The following is an 18,146-nucleotide window of genomic DNA, read 5'->3' as shown; positions in this document are numbered from 1 at the left end:
CAGCTCCGTCGCTTCAGAGATCGGCGGGCAGTGGCTCTTTAAGCCATTGCAGTGCGTTCTTTTCCAGGCTGCCATCGGCCTTGGCCGCGACCAGGATCTGGTTGACCTTCTCCAGCAGTGCCGGCTCGTTCTTGTTCACGCCCACGTACACCGGCGAATCCTTGAGCTTCACTTTCAGCGCGGGCACGCGTTTCGGGTTGCGTTCGCTGATCGCCACCATCACCACGTTGCCGCTGGCGATCAGGTCGACCTGGCCGGCCAGGTAGGCGGCGATGGTCGAATTGTTGTCTTCGAAACGCTTGATCGTGGCTTCCTTGGGCGCGACGGCGGTCAGCTCGATGTCTTCAATGGCGCCACGGGTCACGCTGATGGTCTTGCCCTTGAGGTCGTCGGTGCTGCTGATGGCCGCTTCAGGCGGGCCGAACACGGCCAGGTAGAACGGTGCGTAAGCCTTGGAGAAGTCGATGACCTTTTCCCGCTCGGCGTTCTTGCCCAGGCTGGAGATCACCAGGTCGACCTTGCCGGTGGTAAGGAAGGGAATGCGGTTGGTGCTGTTGACTGGGGTGAGTTCCAGCTTGACCTTGAGCTGGTCGGCCAGCAGCTTGGCGGTGTCGATGTCCAGGCCGCGAGGCTTCATGTCGGGACCGACCGAGCCGAACGGCGGGAAGTCCTGGGGTACGGCGACCTTGAGGGTGCCACGGGCGACGATGTCGTCCAGACCGTTGGCCTGGGCGGGTGCCTGGCTCAGCATCAGGCTGGCAAACAGGGCAGTAAGCAGGGCGCTGTAGCGCTTGGTCATGGCAACTCTCCGAGAAGGGCGAAGGAATTTTCTGGATTTGCTCAGTGCACAGCCCATGCCATCACCCTGAATAGTCCCTGCAAGCCATGGATTTGTTGAGTTGGGGTGGTCTTACTGGTCTGAACAGTTGCAGCGGTTTTCGCACCTTTTTCGAGCGGCGATAAAACCTCGCGAGCCCCTTTGGGGCGTGGCTTGCCGCCGGCCGCGAATAGCTTTACAACTAGCCGCTCAGTTGTCTGGAACCTTGAGTTTTCTATGAATTCCATCGCCCAAGCCGTACCGGAAGCGGCCCTGCAGGCCATCCGCAAACTGATCAAGGAGCAAGGCTTCGGGCCGGGTGATGCCTTGCCGTCGCAACGGGATCTGGCGGTGCAGTTGGGCGTGAGCCGGGCCTCGTTGCGCGAGGCGTTGTCATCCCTGAGCGCGCTGGGTGTGGTCAGTGTGCAGCCCGGCAAGGGCGTGTTCGTGCAGGCCGCCGAGGAATCACCGGGGTTTGCCTGGCCCTTTGCGGCCCAGGCCACGCCGCTGGATATCTTCCAACTGCGTTATGCCTTGGAAGGGTTCGCGGCGGGGTTGGCGGCGGTCACATTGACTATCGATGAGCTGGACAGCCTGGAAGATAACGTCGAGGCCATGCGCAAGGTACTCAAGACTGGCGACTTCGAGGCCGCCGCCCGACTGGACTTCGAATTCCACCAGCGCATCCTGCTGGCCAGCGGTAATCAGGCGATGGTGAGCATCCTGAGTGCCAGCGCCGAGGTGTTCCTGGAGAGTCAGAAGCTACCGTTCATCCGGCCGGAGCGGGCCATGGAAACCTGGCAGGAACACCGCCGGATCCTGCGTGCCCTGGCCCGGCGTGCCAGCGCGGCGGCGCAGAAAACCATGCAGGAGCACGTGCGCAATGCGGCCTTACGCACGGGCATCGCCTTCGTGACTCCCGTGACGCCATGAGTTGGGCTATACCCAAACTCATGCACCACCATAGCAAGACTCAATCAGAGGCGGCTTCCTGAACGGGGGAAGGGCGGCTATGATGGGCCACGTTTTTTTTGCTTACAATCCGGAGACATCCATGAGCAACGATCTTATCAAGCACGTCACCGACGCGACCTTTGAGGCCGAAGTACTCAAGGCTGCTGGCCCGGTGCTGGTTGACTACTGGGCTGAATGGTGCGGCCCTTGCAAAATGATCGCTCCAGTCCTGGACGACATTGCGACCACCTACGAAGGCAAGCTCACCATTGCCAAGCTGAACATCGACGACAACCAGGAAACCCCGGCCAAGCACGGCGTGCGTGGTATCCCGACCCTGATGCTGTTCAAGAACGGCAACGTCGAAGCGACCAAAGTAGGCGCGCTGTCGAAGTCTCAGCTGCAAGCTTTCCTCGACGCGAACATCTAAGCGTCGTCAAAAAAGCCCCGCAAATTAGCGGGGCTTTTTCGTGAAACAGGGCTAGACGCTCCGAAACCCAGGTGGTACATTCGGCCCCGCACTGGTTTCTCCACTGCCCCCTGCATGCCGTCGCCGACGCACTCCTTTTCGATTAGTACGCGATCCTGTCGCCTTCTCCGCGGCGCGGCCTCATTAAGCCAAAAGCTTAATTTCCCCCCTCCATAAATGATTACGTCATTCCTATATGAATCTGACTGAACTCAAGCAAAAGCCGATTACCGACCTGCTCCAGCTGGCCGAAGAAATGGGCATAGAAAATATGGCCCGTTCGCGCAAGCAGGACGTGATCTTCTCCCTGCTGAAAAAGCACGCGAAAAGCGGCGAGGAAATCTCCGGTGATGGCGTGCTGGAGATTCTCCAGGACGGCTTCGGCTTCCTCCGCTCTGCTGACGCCTCCTATCTTGCCGGCCCAGACGATATCTACGTCTCGCCGAGCCAGATCCGTCGCTTCAACTTGCGCACCGGTGACACCATCGTTGGCAAGATCCGCCCTCCGAAGGAAGGCGAGCGTTATTTCGCCCTGCTCAAGGTCGACACGATCAACTTCGATCGTCCCGAGAACGCGAAAAACAAGATTCTCTTCGAGAACCTGACGCCGCTGTTCCCGACCGTGCGCATGAAGATGGAAGCCGGTAACGGTTCCACCGAAGACTTGACCGGTCGTGTGATCGACCTGTGCGCCCCGATCGGCAAGGGCCAGCGTGGCCTGATCGTCGCACCGCCGAAAGCCGGTAAGACCATCATGCTGCAGAACATTGCAGCGAACATCGCGCGTAACAATCCTGAAGTTCACCTGATCGTGCTGTTGATCGATGAGCGTCCGGAAGAAGTGACCGAAATGCAGCGCACCGTGCGCGGCGAAGTGGTTGCCTCCACGTTCGATGAGCCGCCAACCCGCCACGTGCAGGTTGCCGAAATGGTGATCGAGAAGGCCAAGCGCCTGGTCGAACACAAGAAGGACGTGGTGATCCTGCTCGACTCCATCACCCGTCTGGCCCGTGCCTACAACACCGTGATCCCAAGCTCTGGCAAGGTATTGACCGGTGGTGTCGATGCCCACGCCCTGGAGAAACCGAAGCGTTTCTTCGGCGCCGCGCGGAACATCGAAGAAGGCGGCTCGCTGACCATTATCGCCACCGCACTGGTTGAAACCGGTTCGAAGATGGACGAAGTGATCTACGAAGAGTTCAAGGGTACCGGTAACATGGAACTGCCCCTGGACCGTCGCATCGCGGAAAAACGCGTGTTCCCGGCGATCAACATCAACCGTTCCGGCACTCGCCGCGAAGAGTTGCTGACCGCCGACGACGAACTGCAGCGCATGTGGATCCTGCGCAAGCTGCTGCACCCGATGGATGAAGTTGCAGCCATCGAGTTCCTGGTCGACAAGCTGAAAACCACCAAGACCAACGACGAGTTCTTCCTGTCGATGAAGCGTAAGTAATACGACGTTTCAGGTCCGAAAGAATGGCGCCCTCAGGGGCGCCATTTTTTTTCGCCTGCTTTTTAAGCGCCGTTGGCACCCAAATGCACCGCGATAAGCTGCCAGCGGCCGCCATAGCAGGTAGGATGTACGCCTATTTTACGGGTGGCATGGTTAATGAAATTCAAGGATCTTCGGGATTTCGTGCAGCAACTTGAGCAGCGCGGAGAGTTGAAACGTATCCAGATGCCGATTTCCCCGGTGCTGGAAATGACTGAGATTTGCGACCGTACCCTGCGTAACAAGGGCCCGGCGCTGCTGTTCGAGAACCCGACCGGCTTTGATATCCCGGTGCTCGGCAACCTGTTCGGCACGCCCGAGCGCGTGGCCTTTGGCATGGGCGCCGAGTCCGTCAGCGAGCTGCGTGAAATCGGCAAGCTGCTGGCCTTCCTCAAGGAGCCCGAGCCGCCCAAGGGGCTCAAGGATGCTTGGTCGAAGCTGCCGATCTTCCGCAAGATCATTGCCATGGCCCCTAAAGTGGTCAAGGACGCGGTGTGCCAAGAGGTCGTCATCGAAGGCAACGACGTCGACCTGGCCATGCTCCCGGTGCAAACCTGCTGGCCCGGCGATGTCGGCCCGCTGATCACTTGGGGCCTGACCGTCACCAAGGGCCCGAACAAGGACCGCCAGAACCTCGGTATCTACCGCCAGCAGGTGATCGGCCGCAATAAGGTGATCATGCGTTGGCTGAGCCACCGTGGCGGCGCGCTGGACTTCCGCGAATGGTGCGAAAAACACCCCGGTAAGCCGTTCCCGGTCTCCGTGGCGCTGGGTGCCGACCCGGCGACCATCCTCGGCGCCGTGACCCCGGTGCCCGACAGCCTGTCCGAATACGCGTTCGCTGGCCTGCTGCGGGGTAATCGCACCGAACTGGTGAAGTGCCGTGGCAATGACCTGCAAGTGCCGGCCACGGCCGAAATCATCCTCGAAGGTGTGATTCATCCGGGCGAAATGGCCGATGAAGGCCCTTACGGCGACCACACCGGCTACTACAACGAAGTCGACAGCTTCCCGGTGTTCACCGTCGAGCGCATCACCCATCGCATCAAGCCGATCTACCACAGCACCTATACCGGTCGTCCGCCGGATGAGCCGGCCATTCTGGGCGTTGCGCTCAACGAAGTGTTCGTGCCGATCCTGCAGAAGCAATTCCCGGAGATCACCGATTTCTACCTGCCGCCGGAAGGCTGCTCGTACCGCATGGCCATCGTGACCATGAAGAAGTCGTACCCAGGTCATGCCAAGCGGGTAATGCTCGGTGTGTGGTCGTTTTTGCGACAGTTCATGTACACCAAGTTCGTTATTGTCACCGACGACGACATCAATGCCCGCGATTGGAACGACGTGATCTGGGCCATCACCACGCGCATGGACCCCAAGCGCGACACGGTGATGATCGATAACACGCCGATCGACTACCTCGACTTCGCCTCGCCGGTGTCGGGTCTGGGTTCAAAGATGGGCCTGGACGCCACCCACAAGTGGCCGGGTGAAACCACCCGCGAGTGGGGCCGGGTGATCGTCAAGGATGAAGCCGTCACCGCCCGTGTCGATGCGATCTGGAAAGAATTGGGAATAGATTGATGCGTGTAACCCTGCAACCTTCCGGCGCCGTGCTGGAGCTGGTCCCCGGCGAGCGAATCCTCGAAGGCGCGCGCCGCCTAGGGTACGAATGCCCCCAGGCCTGTCGCAACGGCGTGTGCCATGTGTGCGCCGCGTTGTTGGTGGAAGGCCGCGTGCAGCAGGCCGGTGAAGTACGTGATCACGGCGAGTTCTACACCTGCATCGCCGAGCCGCTGGAAGATTGCATTGTGTTGTGGGATGGCGTGCTGGCGCCGGGAGAGTTGCCGTTGCGCAAGTTGTCGTGCCAATTGAGTGAATGCGTCGAGGTGGGTGGCGATGTGTGGCGCGTGCGCCTGCGTGCGCCGGCCGGCAAGGCGGTGCGTTACCACGCCGGGCAATACCTGATGATCGAGCGTGAGAACGGCGAGAAGTCAGCGTTTTCCCTGGCCTCGGCGCCCCACGCCGGGCGCGAGCTGGAGCTGCATGTACTGGCCCGCGAGGACAGCGCGCGCACCTTGCTTGAGCAACTGCAACGCAACCAGATGGCGCGCGTCGAGCTGCCTTTTGGTGATACCCACCTGGCCGAGCTGCCGGATGGGCCGCTGGTGTTGATCGCTGCCGGTACCGGCATGGCGCAGATGCACAGCCTGATTGAACACTGCCGTGCTTCCGGCTTCAAACACCCGGTGCACCTGTACTGGGGCGTGCGCCGTCCGGAAGATTTCTACGAGATTGAGCACTGGGACCAGTGGCTGCAACTGCCCAACCTGTTCCTGCACAAAGTCGTCAGCGACCTGTGCGGCTGGGAAGGGCGCTGCGGGCTGTTGCATGAAGCGGTGTGCGAAGACATCACCGACCTCAAGGCTGTGCACGTCTACGCCAGCGGTTCACCGGCCATGATCTACGGCACGCTGGATGCGCTGGTCGAGGCTGGCATGGATGCGCACCAGATGCGTGCCGATGTGTTTGCCTATGCGCCACGCCCCTAAAAGCGTACGCCAGTGGTGACCATCGCCGCATTGAACCCCAGCAACACCACCTCCGCCGCCACCGGCCCGTAATGCGCGCCTACCGACGGAATGATCACCGGCGCCACGCCGAATCGGTTCAACGGGATCTTGTCGCGGTACTTGCCGCGATAACCCTGGATCGCCCCGCCCGTCAGCTTCAAATACACCGGATAGTCGGCCATGTCGTAGCGCTTGCCCGCATACGCATAGTACGAACGCTGCCGAAACGAGTTGCGAAACGTCGCCCCGCCATACACAAAACCTGAGGCTTCATTGCGCTCCAGGCCAATCAAGTCCTGGTTGTTGTTGTGCTCGGGGTCGGGCGCGAAATGCCGGGTGTAGACGCTGGTTTGCGCGTACCAGAAGCCTTTGTCGTCTTCGGTGACCGGCGCTTCGCCTGCCAACGCGGTGGTGGCCTGGGCCAGGAACAGCAGGCCAGGCAATCGAAATTTTTTCATGGGTGCGACCTCGATAGTCGGTTTGATGGGCGGCTAGGTGGGTCGTGATCTGTGCGCCATTTTGACGGCTTGGCGTGTTCCCAGGCTGAACCGGGGCTGAAAGTAGCGGGATTGGCCCATGCAATCCTGACGAATGGGCCATTTTGCTTATGCATTCGCTTATGCTTTAAAGGTATTTAATTTGTTACATAAATATCCTTAAGCTATATCGCAACGGACTACCGACTCAATCACAACCACCAATAACTGACCGCCACCGCCCGCCAGCCGGATCGATCGTATGAACTCAGGACACGACGTTCTGGTTTTTGATTCAAGGGGAGCGGTATGGGGAGCTACAAGCAACACGCGCTGTACTCGGCGATTTTGTCGGCCAATTTGCTGACCGCCGTGAGTTTCAATCCAGTCTTCGCGGCCGAAACGTCCGCCACCGATGCACCCAAGCTCGACACCGTGATCGTCACCGGCACCCGCGCCCAAGAGCGCACGGCCAGTGCGTCGCTGTCGCCTATCGATGTGATTTCCGGCGACACCCTGCGCAGCACCGGTTCCGATGAGCTGGGGGCGGTGTTGGCGCGGCTGATTCCGTCGATCAACTTCCCGCGTCCGAGCCTGGTGGACGGCGCCGAACTGGTGCGCCCTGCGCAGTTGCGTGGGTTGTCGCCGGATCAGGTGCTGGTGTTGGTCAATGGCAAGCGCCGCCATACCAGTGCTTTCGTCAACTTGGGCGGGGCGGTGGGCCGCGGCTCGGCGCCGGCGGATTTGAATGCGATCCCGCTGTCGGCGGTCGACCATATCGAAGTGCTGCGCGACGGCGCCTCCGCGCGCTATGGCTCGGACGCGATTGCCGGGGTGATCAACGTGATCCTCAAACACGCCGACCATGGCGGTTCGATCTCCTCCAAGTTCGGCGAGTACAAGAAGGGCGACGGCATCCAGCGCAACCTCAGTGGCAATACCGGCGTGGCATTGGGTGACAACGGCTTTATCAACCTCTCGGCCGAAGGCGCCGACAACGACTACACCAACCGTGCCGGCAAGGATTTGCGTCCAGCCAGCGTAGGCTCCACGACCTACGGTCAGCAGGTGTTTCGCCAGGGTGAGCCGGCCACCAACGAAGGCAAATTCCAGTTCAACTCGGAATATTCTTTCAACGATGCGGCCGGGTTCTACACCTTCGGCGGCTACAGCAAACGTCGCGGCGAGACGGCGGCGTTCTACCGGGCGAGCAATGCGTCCAACAATATTCCGGCGCTCAACCCCAATGGCTACCTGCCGTTGATCAAGGGCAACCTGGAAGACACGTCGTTGGTGGTGGGCCTGCGTGGGCTGTTGGCCTATGACTGGCATTACGACATGTCGGCCAACTACGGCAAGAACCAGTACGAACTGAGCACCGAAACCATCAACACCTCACTGGGCCTAGCCACGCCGCGCAAGTTCGACAACGGCACCCTGAGCAACGACCAGAAACAAGTCAGCCTGGACCTGTCCCGTGAATTTGACCTGGGCTTCCTGCCGTACCCGGTCTCCGTGGCTTTTGGCGGGGAATACCTGCGCCAGGGTTATGAGATTGAGGCGGGTGAGCCGGCGTCCTACTACCAGACCGGCAGTTCGGGTCTCGGCGGCTTCCGTGATGCCGACGCCGGCAGCAGTTCACGTCACAACTGGGCGCAGTACCTGGACCTGGAAACCAACTTCACCGAAAAACTCAGCGCGTCGGCGGCCGTACGGCATGAGGATTACAGTGACTTCGGTTCCAATGTCAGCGGCTCGCTGTCGGCCCGCTACGATTTCACCCCACAGGTGGCCTTGCGCGGCAGCATTTCCAACGGTTTCCGCGCGCCGTCCCTGGCTCAGCAGAACTTCGCGTTTACTTCGTCGCAGTTGATCGGCAGCGACATCCGCGAGGCCGGTACTTTCCCAGCCTCCAGCCAGGTCGCACGCCTGCTGGGCGCGGAGGACCTGAAGGCCGAGAAGTCGCGTAACTACAGCCTTGGCCTGGTACTGGAGCCCGCCGATGACCTGACCGTGACGGTGGATGTGTACCGCATCGATATTCGTGACCGCATCAGCCTGTCGTCCAACCTCAACCTGGACCCGGCCACCCAGGCTTATCTGCGCGCCAATGGCGTGGGCAACATCAACTACACCACCGCCCGCTACTTCACCAACGCTACGGACACCAGCACCGACGGCGTCGATCTGGTGGCCAACTACCGCTACCAGTTCGATAACGGCATCCGCTGGAACAGTACCGTGGGCTACAACTACAACCACACCAAGGTCACGGACGTGAAGCCCAACCCGGCCATCCTCGACAGCCTGGGCGCCAATCTGGTGCGCGTGGACCGTCGCGAGAAGAGCGGTTTGCTGGGCGATACCACGCCGGAACACAAGTTGAGCCTGGGTAACGACTTCACCTTCGGCAATTGGGCGCTGCACAGCAACCTGGTGCGCTATGGTGAATTCACCAGCTACCAGGCCGACAAGGCCAACGACCAGACCTTCAAGGCGGCCTGGGTGTTGGATTTGTCGGCGGACTATAAGTTGAAGAACTGGACCTTCACCCTCGGCGGCGACAACGTCACCGATAAATACCCGGAAAAGGTCAATGCCTTCGCCAGCAGTGGTGGCAATTTGGCCTATAGCACTTTTTCGCCGTACGGTTACAGCGGCGCGTTCTATTACGGTAAAGTTGCCTATAACTGGTAATACACAGGAGACCTAAGCGATTTGCCATGACCGTCATTGAATCCGATCTTTTGCAATTGGCTTACCCTCCGCGGCTCGATCTTGGGCCGCAACTCACTCACGAACAGTTGATGAGCTCAATGCAGGCCACCATGGCCCAGCACAAGGGTGGGCCGGTCTGGCTTTTCGCTTATGGTTCGCTGATCTGGCGCCCTGAATGCTCGTCGACCGAGCGGGTGCGGGCACGGGTCCACGGTTATCACCGGGGCCTGTACCTGTGGTCCCATGAGCATCGGGGCACGCCGGAACTGCCAGGGTTGGTTTTCGGTTTGGATCGCGGTGGCTCTTGCAGCGGGTTTGCCTACCGCCTGCCGGAAGATCAGCTGGAGGCCTCGCTTTACGCCTTATGGCAGCGCGAGATGCCTTATCCCTCCTACCGGCCGCATTGGCTCAGTTGCCGTCTCGAAGATGGCAGCACGGTGCAGGCATTGGGATTTGTCTTGGAGCGGCACTTGCCCAGCTACGCTGGCAACTTGCCCGACATCGTGCTGAACCATGTATTGCAGAGTGCTTGCGGGCGTTACGGCACCACTCGCGATTATGTCGAGCAGACCGTCAACGCCCTGCGTAGCCACGCCATGCCAGATAAGAACCTGGAGGCGCGGCTCAAGCGTTGTGCAAAGGGTTGCTCAGGCGCTTAACGCGCCGAGCTGACGCTGTTGGTGTGCCACAGCGTTGGGATCAGGAAGGCGATTGCCAAGATGCACGCGCCAATCAGCAGCACGAAACCACCGTCCCAGCCGAAGTGGTCTACGGTGTAGCCCATGGCCGCACTCGCCGCCACTGAACCCCCCAGGTAACCGAACAGACCGGTGAAACCCGCAGCGGTGCCGGCGGCTTTCTTCGGTGCCAGTTCCAGCGCCTGCAGGCCGATCAGCATCACCGGGCCGTAGATCAGGAAGCCGATGGAGAACAGCGCGATCATGTCGACCATTGGGTTGCCCGGCGGGTTGAGCCAGTACACCAGGGTCGCCACGGTCACCAGTGCCATGAACACGATGCCGGTCAGGCCACGGTTGCCACGGAAGATCTTGTCCGACATCCAGCCGCACAGCAGCGTGCCTGGGATACCGGCCCACTCATAGAAGAAGTACGCCCACGAGGATTTATCCACGGTGAAGTGCTTGGCTTCTTTCAAGTAGGTCGGCGCCCAGTCCAGCACGCCGTAGCGCAGCAGGTAGACGAACACGTTGGCGAAGGCGATGTACCACAGCATTTTGTTGCGCAGCACGTACTTGACGAAGATTTCCTTGGCGCTGAATTCGTCTTCGTGGCTGGCGTCGTAGCCTTCCGGGTAGTCGTTCTTGTACTTCTCGATAGGCGGCAGGCCCACCGATTGCGGGGTGTCGCGCATGGTGATGAAGGCAAAGGCCGCCACCAGCAGGGCCACAGTGGCCGGTACGTAGAAGGCTGCGTGCCAGTCGTTGAACCAAGCCATGCCCAGCAGGAACAGCGGGCCGATCAGGCCGCCACCGACGTTGTGCGCCACGTTCCATACCGACACCACGCCGCCGCGTTCTTTCTGCGACCACCAGTGCACCATGGTGCGCCCACTTGGCGGCCAGCCCATGCCTTGGGCCCAGCCGTTGATGAACAGCAAAATGAACATCATGGTCACGCTGGACGTCGCCCAAGGTGCGAAACCGAAAATGAACATCACCCCGGCCGAAACCAGCAGGCCGAAGGGCAGGAAGTAGCGTGGGTTGGAGCGGTCGGACACCAGGCCCATGAGGAACTTGGACAAGCCGTAGGCAATCGCGATGGCCGACATCGCCAGGCCCAGTTCGCCACGGGTGTAACCCTCGTCGATCAAGTAGGGCATGGCCAGGGAGAAGTTTTTGCGCAGCAGGTAATAGCCGGCGTAACCGAAGAAAATACCCGCGAATATCTGCCAGCGCAGGCGTCGGTAGGTACTGTCTATTTTTTCTTCAGGCAGGGGCGCCTGATGGGCGGCAGGACGAAAGAAAGCAAACATTCAAGAGCTCCAAATTTCTTGTTTTGACTGCGGATGCGAATGTTACAGTTTCGTTACCGAAAATAGCATCGCCTCTTATCTGCAAACACAGGAAATGAGAGCAATTGCATGTTCTCTTACGAACATGTCGCGAATAGATAAGTGGTGGTCGTTTTATCAGTGTGGGGCTGGCGGGCAGCCCCAACGACGGGTCAGCGGGTTTGGACGACCACTTTACCAACAGCCTTGCGCTGCCCCAGGTCATTGATCGCCTGGGCGGCTTGTTCCAGCGGATACACCTGCGACACCAGCGGCTTGAGCTTGCCTTCGCCATACCAACTGAACAACTGCTGGAAATTCGCCGCATTGTCTTGCGGTTGGCGCTGGGCAAACGAACCCCAGAACACTCCGACCACCGCCGCACCCTTGAGCAGCGCCAGGTTCACCGGCAGTTCCGGAATGCGCCCGCTGGCGAAACCCACCACCAGCAGGCGGCCGTTCCAGGCAATGGCACGGATGGCCTGGTCGAACAGGTCGCCACCCACCGGATCGTAGATCACATCGGCGCCGTTGCCGTCGGTGAGGCGCTTGATCTCGTCTTTCAGGCTGGCTTCGCTGTAGTTGATCAGCTCATCGGCGCCGGCGGCCTTGGCCACTGCGAGTTTGTCGGCACTACTGGCGGCGGCGATTACCCGCGCGCCCATGGCCTTGCCGATTTCAACGGCGGCCAGGCCCACGCCACCGGAGGCGCCGAGCACCAGCAGGGTTTCGCCGGGTTGCAGGTTGGCGCGTTGTTTCAGCGCGTGCATGGAGGTGCCGTAGGTCATGCTGAAGGCGGCGGCGGTGTTGAAGTCCATGCTCGGCGGGATCGGCAACACGTTATAGCCCGGCACCGCGACCTGCTCGGCAAAACTGCCCCAGCCGGTCAGCGCCATCACCCGGTCACCGGCTTTCAGGTGGCTGACCTTTTCCCCGACTTCACTGACCACGCCCGCCGCCTCGCCACCCGGCGAAAACGGGAACGGCGGCTTGAACTGGTACTTGCCCTCGATGATCAGCGTGTCCGGGAAGTTGACCCCGGCGGCATGCACGTCCAGCAGGATTTCGTTCTTCTTGATCACCGGGCTGGCGATCTCTTCCAGCACCAGGGTTTCGGCGGGGCCGAAGGCTTTGCACAGCACAGCTTTCATCGGACTATTCCTTTTGGCGTCGTGGCCGATAAGTGTAGGAGGGCAGGCGCGTGGGTCAACGAGCATGCCCGGGCCTGATAAGCCGCCATAAGCTTGTGCTCTGCCTTGCTAGCGTTATGCTACCCGGCAACCGAATGTGAGGAATGAACTGTGAAAGCGTGGATCCTGTTGATGCTGGCCCTGACGTTGCCGATGGCGGCCCAAGCCGAAGAAGCCAAAGAAGGCGAGGCGCCGAAGGTCAGCTATATCAGCCTGAGCCCGCCATTTGTGGGCAACTACGGCCTGGATGGCACGGCGAAACTCAAGGTGTTCAAGGCCGACATCGCCCTGCGCGTGACCGGCCCCGAAGCGGCTGCTGCCGTCAAAGCCAACGACGCGTTGATCCGTAATCAACTGGTGGCGCTGTTCACCCAGCAGACCAACGAGGCCATGAGCACCGTTGAAGGCAAGGAAAAACTGCGCCAGGAAGCCCTCAAGCAAACCCAGCAAGTGATGAATGACGAGACCGGCAAACCGGTGGTGGAAGACCTGCTGTTCAACAACTTGATCATCCAGTAATCACCAATAGGGTGCGGTTTCAGGAAGCCAGGCTCTTCCTGAATCGCGCCAGTGCCACCGCAAAAAACACCAACCCAATCCCCGCCAGCGCCAAAAAATCTGGCCACACGACGCTCACGCCCGCATCGCGGAACAGAATCGCCGCGCTCAAACTCACAAAATGCGTCGACGGCGAGCCCTGCATCACCCACTGCAACCACTCGGGCATGCTGTCCAACGGCGTACTGCCGCCGGAGAGCAGCAGCATCGGGATGATCACCGGGATCGCCAGCAGGCCGAACTGCGGCGTCGATCGCGCAAGCGTCGCCAGGAAAATCCCCAAGGCCGTGCTGGCAAACAAGTACAACGCGGTCACGACCAGAAACAAGCTCAATGACCCGGCCAGCGGCACGCCGAGCAACCCTTTGACCACCACTTCCAGCGACAGCCAAGTGCACAGCACCACCACCAGCATGTTGCTCCAGATTTTCGCCAGCATGATTTCCAGCGCTGTCAGCGGCAATACCAGCAGATGGTCGAGGGTGCCGTGTTCGCGTTCGCGCAGCAGCGCGGTGCCCGTCAGGATAATGGCGAGGATGGTGATGTTGTTGACGATCTGGATCACCGCCAGAAACCAGCCGCCCTCCAGGTTGGTGTTGAACAGCGCGCGCGTCGTGAGCTGGGCGGGCGCCTGGCTGGCGGCGGCTTGCCCGCTGTAGGTCAGCAGTTCCCGCTGAAAAATCCGCCCGATATAGCCCGCACCCATGAACGCCTGGCTCATGGCCGTGGCGTCCACGTTCACCTGCACGCCGGGTTGGCGACCGGCCAACAGGTCAGCCTGGAAGTTCGCCGGCACATTGATCACGAAGGTGTATTCGCCGCTGTCCATGACCCTGTCCAACTGGTCATAGGCCAACGGCGTGGGCGCTTGAAATTCGGGCGGCTGCAGCGCCTCGGCCAGTTGCCGCGACAGCGAGTTGTGGTCTTCATCGACAAACGCCACGCTGGCGTTGTGCACGCCGATCACCGAGCCGGCGGCGGGCATATAGATGGCGACGGTGAAGGCGTAGAACAGAAACAGCAGCAACACGCTGTCATGGCGCAGGCTGGTCAGTTCCTTGATCCCCAGGCGCAGGATATGCGCGAACTTATGCATCAGGCCTCCTGCTTCTTGAGCATGACCAGGCTCAGCCCGGTAAACCCGACAAAGAACCCGAACAGCGCCAGGCATTGCGGCCACAACTGGCGCAGGTCCAAGGCCTTGGTGAAGGTGCCCACGGCGACATCCAGGAAGTGCCCCGCCGGAAACAGCATGCCCATCAACGCCGCTGCGCCTTCCAGGGACGAGCGCGGCACGATCAGCCCGGAGAATTGGATGGTCGGCAGGCTGGTGATGATCATGGTGCCGAGGATTGCCGCGATCTGGGTGCGGGTGAACGCCGAAATCAGCAGGCCCATGCTGGTGGTCGCCAGCACATAGAGCAGGCCGCCGAACGCCAGCGTCAGGCCGCTGCCCTTGAACGGCACGCCGAACAGCCAGCGGTTCATCGCCACCAATACCGCCAGGTTGACCAGGCTCACGGCCAGGTAAGGCGCCTGTTTGCCGAGCAGAAACTCCAGGCGCGTCAGGGGCGTGGCGTAGAAGTTGGTGATCGAGCCCAGTTCCTTCTCGCGCACGATGCCGAGCGCGGTGAGCATCGCCGGGATAAACGCCAGGATCAGCGCCATCACACCGGGGCCGATGGCATTCACGCTGACCACGTCTTGGTTATAGCGGAAACGCGTTTCCAGCTTGGCGGCCGCTGGGTTGTTGCGCGGCAGGCTGCTCAGTTCGGCCAGTTGCTGCAGGTTTTCCTGGTGCACGGCCTCGACATAGTTGCGGCTGGTTTCCGCGCGAAACGGCATGCCGCCATCGAGCCAGGCGGCCACGCTGGGCTGGCGGCCGGCGTAGAGATCGCGGCCAAAGCCGGGTGGGATCTCCAGGGCCAGTTTGATTTCCGAACGTTGCAGGCGCCGGTGCAATTCAGTTGAGTCCTGAATCGGCGGCTGCTCGGCGAAATAGCGTGAGCTGCGGAACGCCTCCAGGTAGGCACGGCTTTGCGGTGTCTGGTCCTGGTCGTAGACGGCGAACGCGAGTTTCTCCACATCCAGGGAAATGCCGTAGCCGAAGATCACCATCATGAACATCGCGCCCAGCAACGCGAAGGCCATGCGTACCTTGTCGCGCAGCAGTTCTTTGCCTTCGCGGCTGGCCACCGCCAACAGGCGGGCCAGGCTGAAACCGCGTTTGCTCACCGGCGGCGCGCTGGTTTCGCTGACGGTTGCGGCGGGTGCAGTGGGCTCCGGTTCACCCTGGGCTTGCTCCAGGCAGGTGACGAACGCGGCTTCCAAGGTGTCGCCCTGGAATTGCCGTTGCAGCGCTTGCGGCGTATCGCAGGCGAGCACTTTACCCGCGTGCATCAGGGAAATGCGGTCGCAGCGCTGGGCTTCGTTCATAAAGTGCGTGGACAGGAAAATCGTCACACCTTGTTCGCGGGATAGCTCGATCAGCAATCGCCAGAAGTCATCCCGCGCCGCCGGGTCGACGCCCGACGTAGGTTCGTCGAGGATCAGCACTTCCGGGCGATGCAGCACCGCCACGGCCAATGACAGACGCTGGCGCAGGCCGAGTGGCAACTCGCCCGACGGTTGTTCGGCGACATCCCCCAGGTCAAACCGCTGGATCAGCTCATCAATGCGCGGACCGCTGTCGGCCTTGGGCAAGTCGAACAATTGTGCATGTAGCACCAGGTTCTGGCGCACGCTGAGTTCGCCATACAGCGAGAAGCTTTGCGACATGAAGCCCACGCGCTTGCGGGTCGCCAGGTCCTTGGCGTTCACCGGGTTACCCAGCAGCGTCGCGCTGCCTTCGGTAGCGGGCATCAGCCCGGTGAGCACCTTCATGGTGGTCGTCTTGCCGCAGCCGTTGGAGCCGAGGAAGCCGAAGATCTCGCCGCGGCCAATGGCGAAGCTGACCTTGTTCACGGCGGTGAAATCACCGAAACGCAGGGTCAGGTCGTGGGCTTCGATGGCGATATCGGTGTTGTTGCTTTCCCTGGGCGGAATCACCAGCGGCTGGTTGTTGTGGGCGCTGTCGCCCTGGAAGTGGGTGAAGGCGTCGTCCAGTTTGCCGCTGGCGGTTGCGCCCGCCAATTCACGGCTCAGGCCGTCCGCAATCAGCTTGCCGCGATCGAGCATCAGGCAATGTTCGAATTGCTCGGCTTCTTCCATATAGGCCGTGGCCACCAGCAGCGTCAGTTCCGGGCGTTCTTGGCGGACGCTTTCGACCAGCTCCCAGAAGCGCCGGCGTGACAGTGGGTCGACGCCGGTGGTGGGCTCGTCGAGGATCAACAGGTCCGGGTCGTGGATCAGCGCGCAACACAGGCCGAGTTTCTGCTTCATCCCACCGGAGAGCTTGCCCGCCGGGCGTTCAGCGAAGCGCGCAAGGTCGGTGGCCAGCAGCAGGTTGTGCATGCGCTGGTCGCAGTCGGCTTTCGACAGGCCAAACAACGTGGCAAAGAAACGGATGTTCTCGCTGATGGACAACTCGGGATACAAGTTGCCGCCCAACCCTTGAGGCATAAAGGCGATGCGCGGGTACAGGCTGTTGCGGTGGCGGCGGTCTTCAATCGCACCGTCCAGCACTTGCAGTTGACCGTCCTGGAGCTTTTTGACCCCGGCGATCAAGCCCAGCAGGCTCGACTTGCCCGCGCCATCCGGCCCGATCAACCCGCAACGCGTACCGGCCGGCAGGCTGAACGTGATGTCGATCAGTGCCTGTTGCTTGCCGTAACGATGGTTGATCCCGGTGGCGTGCAGTGCCAGGCCGGTCATCGCAGGTTGGCCGGCCAGTCGATATCAGCCGTGCGCACGTAGCCGGCGCCGGGCATGCCGGGTTTGGCCTGGGGCACGGCGCTGGGCTGGGTCAGGCGCAGTTTGACGCGGAACACCAGTTTCTGGCGTTCATTGCGGGTCTCAACTTCTTTGGGGGTGAACTGAGATTTGGCGGCGACAAAGCTGATCTTGGCCGGTAACGGTTGGTCAGGCAGCGCGTCGAGCAGAATACGCGCATCGCTGCCAACGGTGAGGCGGCCGGTGACGGAGGCGGGCAGGTAGAGGTTCATGTATTGATCGTTGGGATCAATCAGCAACAGGACACGCCCGCCCGCGCCGAGCACTTCGCCCGGCTCGGCCAGGCGCAGCTGGATAATGCCGTCGATGGGCGCGCGCAGGCTGCTGTCGTCGATCTCACTGGTGAGCTGGGCGACCTGGGCTTCGGCGGCGCCGATCGCGGCCTTCACCGAGTTGACTTGGGCTTGTGCTGCGATCACGGCCGCATTGCCGGTGTTCTGCCGCGCCTGCTGTTGGTCAATCAACTGGCTGCTGGCGAAACCGCGCTTGTACAGTTCCTGCGTGCGCTTGAGTTCCTGGTTGGCCAGCAGTTGCTCGCTCTGACGCAATTGCACGTTGGCCTCGGCGGCCGCGAAGTTTTCCTTGGCGCGCAGCACTTCGGCTTCGGCCTGGGCGCGCTGGGCTTCCAGCGTGCGGGTGTCCATGCGTGCGAGCAGTTGGCCTTTGAGGACCTTGTCGCCTTCGTCCACCCGCACCTCTGCCAGGCGCCCTGGGATCTTGGCGGCGATCTGCACTTCGGTGGATTCCAGGCGGCCGTTGCCCATGCTCAGGCCTTCGGGCAGGCGGTCCTGGGTGGAGCGCCAGTAACCGAAGCCGCCGGCGCCCAGCAACAGGGCGATGAGGGCGATAGCGAAAAGACGGGAGGTGTGGTGATTCGTCGACATGGCTGCTTCCTGCGGCATTAGCGTCCTAGTGTGAGCGGTTCGCCCCTGCGTAGTGTTGATACCCATCAACTGTAGGAGCGGGCTTGCCCGCGAAAAACGTCAACGATAAC

The 18,146-nt window shown here is 61.2% G+C and carries 15 protein-coding genes; 8 read left to right on the top strand and 7 right to left on the bottom strand.

Translation table 11 applies throughout. The features are described from left to right. Positions 1–13 precede the first annotated feature (13 nt). A complete protein-coding gene (locus tag CI807_RS05220; RefSeq protein WP_095013955.1) occupies positions 14–799 on the bottom strand; it encodes a transporter substrate-binding domain-containing protein in 786 nt (261 codons plus the stop codon). Positions 800–1,054: 255 nt separating this feature from the next. Here CI807_RS05220 and CI807_RS05215 point away from each other — a divergent pair, with 255 nt between their 5' ends. The 5 genes from CI807_RS05215 (at position 1,055) to CI807_RS05195 (ending at position 6,287) form a co-directional block, all read left to right on the top strand. Next, positions 1,055–1,750, top strand: a complete 696-nt coding sequence (locus tag CI807_RS05215; RefSeq protein ID WP_095013954.1) for a FadR/GntR family transcriptional regulator — start codon at positions 1,055–1,057, stop codon at positions 1,748–1,750. 121 nt (positions 1,751–1,871) lie between these two features. Then, on the top strand, positions 1,872–2,201 hold the full coding sequence (gene trxA / locus CI807_RS05210) for a thioredoxin TrxA (RefSeq protein WP_015886460.1): 330 nt from the start codon (positions 1,872–1,874) through the stop codon (positions 2,199–2,201). A gap of 235 nt (positions 2,202–2,436) precedes the next feature. Next, positions 2,437–3,696: a transcription termination factor Rho gene (rho, locus tag CI807_RS05205; protein ID WP_016973082.1), complete on the top strand. Its 1,260-nt coding sequence runs from the start codon at positions 2,437–2,439 to the stop codon at positions 3,694–3,696. A gap of 156 nt (positions 3,697–3,852) precedes the next feature. Beyond that, positions 3,853–5,319 (top strand): 4-hydroxy-3-polyprenylbenzoate decarboxylase, encoded by a 1,467-nt coding sequence (gene ubiD / locus CI807_RS05200; RefSeq protein WP_095013953.1) that lies wholly within the window; start codon positions 3,853–3,855, stop codon positions 5,317–5,319. Further along, on the top strand, positions 5,319–6,287 hold the full coding sequence (locus CI807_RS05195; RefSeq protein WP_033897532.1) for a CDP-6-deoxy-delta-3,4-glucoseen reductase: 969 nt from the start codon (positions 5,319–5,321) through the stop codon (positions 6,285–6,287). Before ubiD ends, CI807_RS05195 begins: the two co-directional genes overlap by 1 nt. On the opposite strand, the gene CI807_RS05190 is transcribed toward CI807_RS05195, so the two are convergent. After that, positions 6,284–6,766, bottom strand: a complete 483-nt coding sequence (locus CI807_RS05190) for a sn-glycerol-3-phosphate transporter (RefSeq protein WP_095013952.1) — start codon at positions 6,764–6,766, stop codon at positions 6,284–6,286. The genes CI807_RS05195 and CI807_RS05190 overlap by 4 nt on opposite strands. 327 nt (positions 6,767–7,093) lie before the next feature. Here CI807_RS05190 and CI807_RS05185 point away from each other — a divergent pair, with 327 nt between their 5' ends. Together CI807_RS05185 and CI807_RS05180 are read left to right on the top strand one after the other, a co-directional pair. Further along, positions 7,094–9,481: a TonB-dependent siderophore receptor gene (locus tag CI807_RS05185; protein ID WP_095013951.1), complete on the top strand. Its 2,388-nt coding sequence runs from the start codon at positions 7,094–7,096 to the stop codon at positions 9,479–9,481. Positions 9,482–9,507: 26 nt separating this feature from the next. Beyond that, the gene (locus CI807_RS05180; RefSeq protein ID WP_095013950.1) at positions 9,508–10,161 is read left to right on the top strand and encodes a gamma-glutamylcyclotransferase; all 654 of its coding nucleotides are present in this window, start codon (positions 9,508–9,510) and stop codon (positions 10,159–10,161) included. On the opposite strand, the gene glpT is transcribed toward CI807_RS05180, so the two are convergent. After that, positions 10,158–11,495 (bottom strand): glycerol-3-phosphate transporter, encoded by a 1,338-nt coding sequence (gene glpT / locus CI807_RS05175; RefSeq protein ID WP_016978960.1) that lies wholly within the window; start codon positions 11,493–11,495, stop codon positions 10,158–10,160. The two genes, CI807_RS05180 and glpT, sit on opposite strands and share 4 nt — an antisense overlap. A 191-nt stretch (positions 11,496–11,686) precedes the next feature. Further along, complete coding sequence (locus CI807_RS05170) at positions 11,687–12,664, bottom strand: NADPH:quinone oxidoreductase family protein (protein ID WP_095013949.1); 978 nt, start codon at positions 12,662–12,664, stop codon at positions 11,687–11,689. Between the two features lie 150 nt (positions 12,665–12,814). Here CI807_RS05170 and CI807_RS05165 point away from each other — a divergent pair, with 150 nt between their 5' ends. Next, the gene (locus CI807_RS05165; RefSeq protein ID WP_016978962.1) at positions 12,815–13,222 is read left to right on the top strand and encodes a flagellar basal body-associated protein FliL; all 408 of its coding nucleotides are present in this window, start codon (positions 12,815–12,817) and stop codon (positions 13,220–13,222) included. A gap of 19 nt (positions 13,223–13,241) precedes the next feature. Here the strand turns inward: CI807_RS05165 and CI807_RS05160 are convergent, their stop codons facing one another. From CI807_RS05160 to CI807_RS05150, 3 genes are read right to left on the bottom strand one after another with little or no spacing between them, the layout of a single operon-like run. Next, a complete protein-coding gene (locus tag CI807_RS05160; RefSeq protein WP_095013948.1) occupies positions 13,242–14,357 on the bottom strand; it encodes an ABC transporter permease in 1,116 nt (371 codons plus the stop codon). Beyond that, entirely contained in the window at positions 14,357–17,074 is a 2,718-nt protein-coding gene (gene rbbA, locus CI807_RS05155; protein WP_095013947.1) for a ribosome-associated ATPase/putative transporter RbbA, read from the bottom strand. The genes CI807_RS05160 and rbbA overlap by 1 nt, the downstream gene beginning before the upstream one ends. After that, complete coding sequence (locus tag CI807_RS05150) at positions 17,071–18,036, bottom strand: HlyD family secretion protein (protein ID WP_095013946.1); 966 nt, start codon at positions 18,034–18,036, stop codon at positions 17,071–17,073. The genes rbbA and CI807_RS05150 overlap by 4 nt, the downstream gene beginning before the upstream one ends. Positions 18,037–18,146 lie beyond the last annotated feature (110 nt).

It is taken from the genome of Pseudomonas sp. NS1(2017) (assembly GCF_002269425.1).
GTDB lineage: Bacteria > Pseudomonadota > Gammaproteobacteria > Pseudomonadales > Pseudomonadaceae > Aquipseudomonas > Aquipseudomonas reactans.
The sequence above is the reverse complement of the archived record's forward strand: the minus strand, read 5'-3'. Positions and strand labels throughout refer to the sequence as shown.

Bases quoted from the DNA above. Each gene is read 5' to 3' on its own strand.
- CI807_RS05220 (WP_095013955.1), bottom strand. From the start codon at position 799: ATGACCAAGCGCTACAGCGCCCTGCTTACTGCCCTGTTTGCCAGCCTG.
- CI807_RS05215 (WP_095013954.1), top strand. From the start codon at position 1,055: ATGAATTCCATCGCCCAAGCCGTACCGGAAGCGGCCCTGCAGGCCATC.
- trxA (WP_015886460.1), top strand. From the start codon at position 1,872: ATGAGCAACGATCTTATCAAGCACGTCACCGACGCGACCTTTGAGGCC.
- rho (WP_016973082.1), top strand. From the start codon at position 2,437: ATGAATCTGACTGAACTCAAGCAAAAGCCGATTACCGACCTGCTCCAG.
- ubiD (WP_095013953.1), top strand. From the start codon at position 3,853: ATGAAATTCAAGGATCTTCGGGATTTCGTGCAGCAACTTGAGCAGCGC.
- CI807_RS05195 (WP_033897532.1), top strand. From the start codon at position 5,319: ATGCGTGTAACCCTGCAACCTTCCGGCGCCGTGCTGGAGCTGGTCCCC.
- CI807_RS05190 (WP_095013952.1), bottom strand. From the start codon at position 6,766: ATGAAAAAATTTCGATTGCCTGGCCTGCTGTTCCTGGCCCAGGCCACC.
- CI807_RS05185 (WP_095013951.1), top strand. From the start codon at position 7,094: ATGGGGAGCTACAAGCAACACGCGCTGTACTCGGCGATTTTGTCGGCC.
- CI807_RS05180 (WP_095013950.1), top strand. From the start codon at position 9,508: ATGACCGTCATTGAATCCGATCTTTTGCAATTGGCTTACCCTCCGCGG.
- glpT (WP_016978960.1), bottom strand. From the start codon at position 11,495: ATGTTTGCTTTCTTTCGTCCTGCCGCCCATCAGGCGCCCCTGCCTGAA.
- CI807_RS05170 (WP_095013949.1), bottom strand. From the start codon at position 12,664: ATGAAAGCTGTGCTGTGCAAAGCCTTCGGCCCCGCCGAAACCCTGGTG.
- CI807_RS05160 (WP_095013948.1), bottom strand. From the start codon at position 14,357: ATGCATAAGTTCGCGCATATCCTGCGCCTGGGGATCAAGGAACTGACC.
- rbbA (WP_095013947.1), bottom strand. From the start codon at position 17,074: ATGACCGGCCTGGCACTGCACGCCACCGGGATCAACCATCGTTACGGC.
- CI807_RS05150 (WP_095013946.1), bottom strand. From the start codon at position 18,036: ATGTCGACGAATCACCACACCTCCCGTCTTTTCGCTATCGCCCTCATC.